The 7,386-nt window shown below is 55.4% G+C and carries 6 protein-coding genes, 2 tRNA genes and 2 pseudogenes; 9 read left to right on the plus strand and 1 reads right to left on the minus strand.

Going from position 1 to position 7,386, the window contains the following annotated elements:
• Positions 1–20: 20 nt before the first annotated feature.
• The gene (locus tag HMPREF9371_RS13190) at positions 21–227 is read right to left on the minus strand and encodes an ATP-dependent exonuclease (RefSeq protein ID WP_415752586.1); all 207 of its coding nucleotides are present in this window, start codon (positions 225–227) and stop codon (positions 21–23) included.
• On the opposite strand from HMPREF9371_RS13190, the pseudogene HMPREF9371_RS04330 reads away from it, so the two are divergent.
• The 9 genes and pseudogenes from HMPREF9371_RS04330 to HMPREF9371_RS04365 form a co-directional block, all read left to right on the plus strand.
• A pseudogene (locus HMPREF9371_RS04330) lies at positions 128–487 on the plus strand (transposase); the annotation flags it as partial. The gene HMPREF9371_RS13190 and the pseudogene HMPREF9371_RS04330 sit on opposite strands and share 100 nt — an antisense overlap.
• Positions 488–761: 274 nt before the next feature.
• On the plus strand, positions 762–1,178 hold the full coding sequence (locus HMPREF9371_RS04335; RefSeq protein ID WP_009118715.1) for an NfeD family protein: 417 nt from the start codon (positions 762–764) through the stop codon (positions 1,176–1,178).
• 4 nt (positions 1,179–1,182) lie between these two features.
• On the plus strand, positions 1,183–2,154 hold the full coding sequence (locus HMPREF9371_RS04340) for an SPFH domain-containing protein (RefSeq protein ID WP_009118716.1): 972 nt from the start codon (positions 1,183–1,185) through the stop codon (positions 2,152–2,154).
• A gap of 515 nt (positions 2,155–2,669) precedes the next feature.
• Complete coding sequence (locus tag HMPREF9371_RS04345; RefSeq protein ID WP_009118717.1) at positions 2,670–3,347, plus strand: hypothetical protein; 678 nt, start codon at positions 2,670–2,672, stop codon at positions 3,345–3,347.
• A 70-nt stretch (positions 3,348–3,417) separates the two neighbouring features.
• Positions 3,418–3,544, plus strand: a pseudogene (locus HMPREF9371_RS13195) (lipoprotein signal peptidase); the annotation flags it as partial.
• Positions 3,545–3,848: 304 nt separating this feature from the next.
• Entirely contained in the window at positions 3,849–6,263 is a 2,415-nt protein-coding gene (locus tag HMPREF9371_RS04350; protein WP_009118718.1) for a TonB-dependent receptor, read from the plus strand.
• A 138-nt stretch (positions 6,264–6,401) separates the two neighbouring features.
• A tRNA-Arg gene (locus tag HMPREF9371_RS04355) sits at positions 6,402–6,478 on the plus strand.
• A 10-nt stretch (positions 6,479–6,488) separates the two neighbouring features.
• A tRNA-Glu gene (locus HMPREF9371_RS04360) sits at positions 6,489–6,563 on the plus strand.
• 102 nt (positions 6,564–6,665) lie between these two features.
• Entirely contained in the window at positions 6,666–7,208 is a 543-nt protein-coding gene (locus HMPREF9371_RS04365) for a replication initiation factor domain-containing protein (protein ID WP_083813976.1), read from the plus strand.
• Positions 7,209–7,386: the final 178 nt, after the last annotated feature.

Here is a 7,386-nt window from a genome sequence, read left to right on the forward strand (position 1 = left end):
ATAATTTCTACAGATAAAGGCTACGACAGCCAAGAAAACCGGCAATATTTAGCAGGCTGAGACCTTTGCAAAACCTCCAGATGTGGATGCAGTTCAAGGCGTAGCAGCGCAGCGAGTGTGAACGTCAGGAATCCCTGTGGGGCAGACATATCATGGAGATAGGCAAGCGAGCGAGCAGCACACAACGCAGAAATGCGCTGCAGATGAGGGTTTTGCAAAGGTCTCAGAATGGGGATTGAAAGACGGCGTCATGCAAAAAGCACACCGTGGCCGACCGTTAAGCCAAGGACAAAAAGTCCGCAACGGCCGGCTGGCGAAAGTGCGCTATGTGGTGGAACAAAGCTTCGGTACCTTGCACCGCAAATTCCGCCATGCCCGGGCAGCCTATTTTGGTTTGAGCAAAGTGAGGGCGCAAAGCCACCTGAAAGCGATGTGTGTGAACCTGTTGAAGGCGGCCAACAGGATACGTGTGCCTATGGCTGCCTGAACAGGCAGGCAGCGCCTCATGATGAGGTACTTGAAGGGGATTTAGGGGTAGCTTGTCTGCTTTTTAGGCAAAAACAGCCGGAACATGATGAAGCATGTTCCGGCTGTTTGTTGGCTTGGGTTTTGCAAAGATCTCAGACTGTGGTGCAAACAACTCGGAGAATTTCGACATTTCAGGCCAATTGACACCCATCCTTTCAGGTAGCCCTGCTTGCCAAAAGCCGGCCCGTCTTTTACATTGCGGATATTGCACCGCCCACACAAGGAATTCGCTGATGATGTATTGGTTGATCGCCGCTGCCGTTTTGTTTGTGCTGGAAATGTTTGTCGGCACCGTCTATCTATTGGTGGTGGCTGCCTCGCTGCTCGGCGCCGGCCTCACTGCCGGCCTGTTTGACGCCGGCTGGCAGGTGTCGCTGTCCGTGGCCGTACTGCTCTCCGCCGTGGGCATCTTCTGCGTTTACCGCTGGCGCAAAAACCACCACCGCAGCCCCGCCGAGAAAAGCGATGACGATTTGGACATCGGCCACACCGTGATCCTGCACAGCCGACAAGCCAACGGCCTGTGGCTGGTGCAATACCGCGGCGCACCCTGGCAGGCGCGTGCCGACTTCCCCGCCCAAGCCGGGCAAACCGCCCGCATTGCCGGCAAAGACGGCAATGTGCTGATTCTGACCCCACAGGAGAACTGACATCATGGAATGGTTGAGCCTACCCCTAATCCTATTTATCGTCCTCGCCGTATTCGGCTTCAAAGCCTTCCGCGTGGTGCCACAGCAGGAAGCCCACGTGGTCGAACGGCTCGGCCGCTTCCACGCCGTGCTCAAGCCCGGCCTCAACTTCCTCATCCCCTTCCTCGACCGCGTGGCCTACAAACACTCGCTGAAAGAAATCCCGCTCGACGTACCCAGCCAAGTGTGCATCACCCGCGACAACACTCAGCTCACCGTAGACGGCATCATCTACTTTCAGGTAACCGATGCCAAACTGGCCTCCTACGGTTCCAGCAACTACATCACCGCCATCACCCAGCTGGCGCAAACCACCCTGCGCTCCGTCATCGGCCGCATGGAATTGGACAAAACCTTTGAAGAGCGCGACGACATCAACCGCACCGTGGTCGCCTCGCTCGACGAAGCCGCCGTTTCCTGGGGTGTAAAAGTGTTGCGTTACGAAATCAAAGACCTGGTGCCGCCGCAGGAAATCCTGCGCTCTATGCAGGCGCAGATTACCGCCGAACGCGAAAAGCGCGCCCGCATCGCCCAATCCGAAGGCTTGAAAATCGAACAAATCAACCTCGCCACCGGCGAACGCGAAGCCGACATCAAAAAATCCGAAGGCGAAGCCCAAGCTGCCGTCAACGCTTCCCAAGGTGAGAAAGTCGCCCAAATCAACCGCGCCCAAGGCGAAGCCGAGGCCCTGCGCCTGGTGGCGCAAGCCAGCGCCGACGCCATCCGCATGGTGGCCGAAGCCATCCGCCAGCCCGGCGGCAACGAAGCGGTCAACCTGAAAGTGGCCGAACAATATGTGGAAGCCTTCGCCAAACTGGCCAAAGAAGGCAACACCCTGATTCTGCCTGCCAATGTGGCCGACATTGGCAGCCTGGTGGCCGCCGGTATGAACGTGGTGAAACACCAACAACAGCATCACCCGAAGCACACCGTTTAGCCTGCACGCAACACTTTGAGACTTTCTAAGGCCCGAAATTACCTAACATCTACAACCGTAGCACACGGTTTTGGATATTTTGCTGATTTCTGTCTTGAGTTTTTTGTTTTTCTCAGAATGACTTGTCTTTCAGTCCATCATTTTCTAAGAGGCAGCCTGAAACCTTAACACCCCCCGCTTACAGACACTTTTGTGTTGTGGGCTGATGACCTGGGCAGATTGCCCCCCACTTGCCTATCTAGTCTAGATGATATGTCTTCTGCTTGCGCTGTTACGCTTTAAACAGCGTCCCATCAGGGGGCTTTACGAAAGTTTTATGTCGGCTGACTGACGATTAGGTGGCTAAAGAAATACAGAAAGGATACGCATGCCAAAAACAGCCGAAATGCTGTATTTGGCCGTGAGTGGTCTGAGGAGGGAGAGTAATTTTGCTAAGGTCGCAGTCCGTTGCCCTTACCGGACAAAGGTTTTATACTGGCCGTTCTGTGTGATCTGATGAAGCAAAGGAGAACAAAATGAAACGTCCGCTGATGCTCGCCATGCTGCTGCCCATATTGTCCGCGCCGGCACAAGCAGCTGATTTTTCCGCGTTGGTGCCGCAGGGTTGGAAGCTGGATTACAGCGCCGAGGGCGATTTGAACGGCGACGGCCGGGCCGATGCCGTCATCGTCGTCCGCGGCCAGGACCCGGCCAAGATGGTGCGCAACGAAGGGCTGGGCGCTTCCGAACTCGACACCAACCCGCGCCAGCTGCTGGTGTTTTTGCGCCAAGGCCAAGGCTATCAACTGGCCGCGTCCAACCGCGACTGGCTGCCGCCGGCAGGCAGCACCGAAACACCCTGCCTGCAAGACCCGCTGGAAGAAGGCGGCATCGGCATCAAAGACGGCCGCCTGACGGTGATGCTGCATTATTGGCTCAGCTGCGGCAGCTGGGGCGTGCAAAACAATACCTATACCTTCCGCTTGGAAGGCCGGCGTTTCCGACTCATCGGCTTGGATCAGGTATCGTATATGCGCAACAGCGGCGAGAAAACCCTGGTCAGCACCAATTATCTAAGCGGACGGCAGAAAACCGTTACCGGCGCCAATATGTTTGAAGACGAACCAAACCGCCACCGCGAGCGTTGGCGCAACCTCGCCGACCGCACCAGCTGGTATTTAGACGGCCCGCTGCCCAACGGCGACCAACAATAAGCGGCGTGACCGAACGAAAACAGGCTACCTGAAACCCTTTCAGGTAGCCTAAGACCTTTGCACCCCCCATCTGCGACGCATTTCTGCATTGTGCGCTGCTCGCTCGCTTGCTGATCTATGTGATATGTCTGCGCTCACTGCGCTGCTACCTACGCCTTGAACTGCGTCCACATCTGGGGGTTTTGCAAAGGTCTCGCGTTGTGTGTTTATGCCCTAGAGTTACTGATCAACTCGCTTGCCCGTCGTATCCCACCGGGGGATTCCTAGCATTCACGTTCGCTGCGCTGCCACGTCTTGAGCGGCATTCACATCTGTTCTTTGCAAATCTCACGCCCCCTTTAAATCTCGATTCACTTTACCTTTATATATAAAAGTTTGATTGCTCTATTTATCTCAGGGCAAACCACTGAGCGCACCCATTCCTATATGTTATAATATATCAATTAAATTCATCTTTAAGTAATTTCTTTTACCTAATCCTTTTTAATTTATATAAATCTTATGAATTCTGCTTTTCCCCTCCGCCCGCTTTATTGTGCCTTCATCCTAGCCCTGCCTGCTTTGGCCTCAGCCGACGACACCCAGCTGCCCGATATCGACGTTCAAGGCCGCAGCTATCCTTTGCGCAGCGAACACATCGACAACGGCACCAAAACCACCTTATCCGAACCGGAACTCCAACGCACCCGCGCCGCATCCTTAGGAGAAACCGTCCAACAAGTAACCGGTGTGCACAACCACAACTTCGGCCCCGCTGGCGGCCTGCCGCAAATCCGCAGCCTGACCGGCCCGCGCGTGTACATCAGCGAAAACGGCTTGGGCGTATCCGATTTGTCCGCCATCAGCGGCAATCTGCCCACCCCGGTACAACCGTTTCTGGCCGACAAAATCACCGTACGCAAATCCTCCGCAGCCGTCCTCTACGGCGGCAACGCCGTGGGCGGCGCGGTGGATGTGGAAACCCGCCTGATTCCCGACACGCTACCTGAACGCGATTTCGGCGGCAAAGTGGAAATCAGCGGCGGCGACAACACCCCAAACAGTCAAATCTTCCGTTTAGACGGCAACGTGGGCAACTTCGCCTGGCACCTCGACGGACAAAACAGCAAAATTTCTTCCTACCGCATTCCAGGCGATAGCAAAGCCGGAGCCTGCTACAACCCGGATGAAATTCTGTTTAATTCGCCTTTGCGTGGCTTATGTCAAGTAGAGGCAGACATCAAGGAAAATGAAATATTTGACAAACGTAATTACCAATATGTTCATAAAAATTATCTCATTGAAGGTGAAGCATGGAGAAAGAGTGAGGGTTTAGCGCTTAAAGGAGACATATATCAAAACTTCTCAAAGCGCCCGCCTAGCTGGTTTACTCAAAATCCCGATTATGATCCTGCCCTGCCGCCACAAATCTCACGCAAATTGAAAAGCCTGCAAGACGCCGCCCCGGTGGAGTACGGCAAACTTACCAACAGCCATATGCACCTGCAAAGCCTCTCCGCCGGCGTCAGCTATATCGGCGAACGCGGCCACGTCGGCATCGGCCTCAGCCGCTACCTGAACCGCTACGGCGTACCCGGCTATGCTTCCCTCGCCACCCGCAGCGGCGACGGCAACGGCATCCAGCCGGTCAACATCGATGCCGATCAAACCCGCTGGCAGGCAGAAGGCTTGTACCGGCCGCAAGTTTCCTGGTTGGACAACATCCGCTTCCGCATCGCCCATACCGATGCCAACAACCGCGAATATCTCGGCCGCCATTTCGTGAACAGCCTCAACAGCCAAAGCCAACAAGCGCGCGTCGAATTCAACCACCGCCCTGCTGCCTTTATGCAGGGCACCTTGGGCCTAGACTGGCGCCACCGCCGCATCGACAGCAGCGGCCCCGACCGTTATATGCCCGACACCAAAACCCGCGAGTACGCCCTGTTTGCCCTAGAAAAATTCCGCTGGCAAAACTGGGAAGCCGAATTGGGCTGGCGCCACGGCCGGGTCAAACACCAAGCCTTGCTGGACGGCTACCAACCCGGCCGCGGTTTGACAGAAGGCTACCTGAAAGACCTCAACCAGCGCGAATACAGCCTCAACAGCCAGCAAGCCGCTCTCAAATGGTCGCCCTTTGAGATAGCGAGCTTCGGTATTCGCTACAACCGTTCGCAGCGCGCCCCCGAAGTCAACGAACTGTTTGCCAGCAACCGCCACTTCGCCATCCTCACCAACGAACACGGTGATCCGCGTCTCAACCCCGAAACCGCCAGCACTTGGGAATTCGGCGGCGAATTGAACTGGCGGCAAACCCAGTTGCGCGCCAACTACTACCACACCGATTTCAAAGACTACATCTACCTCGGCCAAACCGGCACCAGCAAAGGAGACGGCCTCCCCTACAAAGAATGGCGCCAAGGCGACACCCGTATTCACGGCATTGAGTTGGAGTGGAAACAATATTTCGACCTGGGCAAATACGGCCTGCTGGAAACCCGTTTGTTTGCCGACTGGGTCAAAAACCGACCGGTAGACCAGCCCTCGAATGCAGACCCCCGCGACCCGGAAGCGTGGAAACGCTATCTGCGCTACCAACGAGATGGCGCCTATATGCCCGGCCTACCCACCACCCGCTACGGCATCGGTCTCAGCTGGCAGAAAAGCGGCTGGCAGCTGGCCACCAGCCTGACCCGCTACACCGCACAGCGCCATCGCGGCAAAGTCATCAACGAAGAAGTGGATTTGGGCGGTTACAACCTGTGGGATGCCTACCTCGGCTACACCCACCATTTCAACGAACACCGCAGCTTGGAATGGTTTTTGGACGCACGTAACCTCGGCAATGTCGAAGCGCGTCCGCACAACTCCACTTTAAAATACCTGGCTCCCCTGCCCGGCCGCTCGCTGCGCGCCGGCCTGCGTTTCACTTTCTAAGCGCTACGGTGCCAATTGTCGGACTGCTCCCTCAGTAGATATGCGCCCATATCCACCAACAAAGGCAGTCCGGCGAAAAAATTTGGCAAGGGGCTTGACCAAAAAAAAACGAATCCATATAATTACGAACTTCACAGCGCACCCGTAGCTCAGTTGGATAGAGTATCTGGCTACGAACCAGAGGGTCGGGCGTTCGAATCGCTCCGGGTGCGCCATGAAACATCCGCGCCCATCGTCTAGCGGTTAGGACATCGCCCTTTCACGGCGGTAACCGGGGTTCGATTCCCCGTGGGCGTGCCAATTTTCAAAACCCCGAGAATTTCTCGGGGTTTTATTTTTTCTTCTAAAAATGATTTAATTTCTTGATAGCCTTCTCTACAACAGGCGGCAACCAATGCCTGCCTGCAGACTGCAAGCCTTCGCAAAAGCCTCAAGAAGCATACACCGGAGCCCGCTTATGTAGATTACCGCCACTTGCTGTACCGTAACGGCAAACAGCCAAAATGTGAGAAACGGGGAACGGCATGGGAGAACGAAGACGGTAGCGGGAAAACCTTATATATCGGCTCCCGCTATGGCGCAAAATTGGCGAGGATTTACGAAAAAGGGCGTCAATTGGGTGACAAAGCCAGCCGGTGGGTTCGCTTCGAGGTCGAGTTTCGTGCGCATGACTACGAGATTCCCACGGATATTCTCATCTATCCGGGTGAGTATCTGTGTGGTGCCTATCCTGTCGGTGCACGGTTGTTTCAAAACTCGGCCAAACGCAAAATCACAAAACAAGCCAGAAAGGCATTGACCGTACAACGGGCGGCATACTTCGCCCGCCTACAGGCCGGGGTGTTTGTTCGTTACCAACATGATTTGGGGCGGACGGACGGAGAGATTGTTCGGATGCTGATTGCGCCGCCCGGCAAATCATCCCAAGGGGCTGCATCCGCTTGATGAGGATTGTACGGCACATCCGATCCTATCGCTTTCTGCGTAAGGTATGCCGGAGACAGGCTGAGACCTTTGCAAAACCCCAGCCCAACAAACAGCCGGAACATCTTTCATCCTGTTCCGGCTGTTTTGGCGTCAAAAGCAGACAACCCACCCCCAAATCCCCTTAAAGTGCCTAGAG

Source organism: Neisseria shayeganii 871 (genome assembly GCF_000226875.1).
GTDB classification, from domain to species: domain Bacteria; phylum Pseudomonadota; class Gammaproteobacteria; order Burkholderiales; family Neisseriaceae; genus Eikenella; species Eikenella shayeganii.

Bases quoted from the DNA above. Each gene is read 5' to 3' on its own strand.
- HMPREF9371_RS04335 (WP_009118715.1), top strand. From the start codon at position 762: ATGATGTATTGGTTGATCGCCGCTGCCGTTTTGTTTGTGCTGGAAATG.
- HMPREF9371_RS04340 (WP_009118716.1), top strand. From the start codon at position 1,183: ATGGAATGGTTGAGCCTACCCCTAATCCTATTTATCGTCCTCGCCGTA.
- HMPREF9371_RS04345 (WP_009118717.1), top strand. From the start codon at position 2,670: ATGAAACGTCCGCTGATGCTCGCCATGCTGCTGCCCATATTGTCCGCG.
- HMPREF9371_RS04350 (WP_009118718.1), top strand. From the start codon at position 3,849: ATGAATTCTGCTTTTCCCCTCCGCCCGCTTTATTGTGCCTTCATCCTA.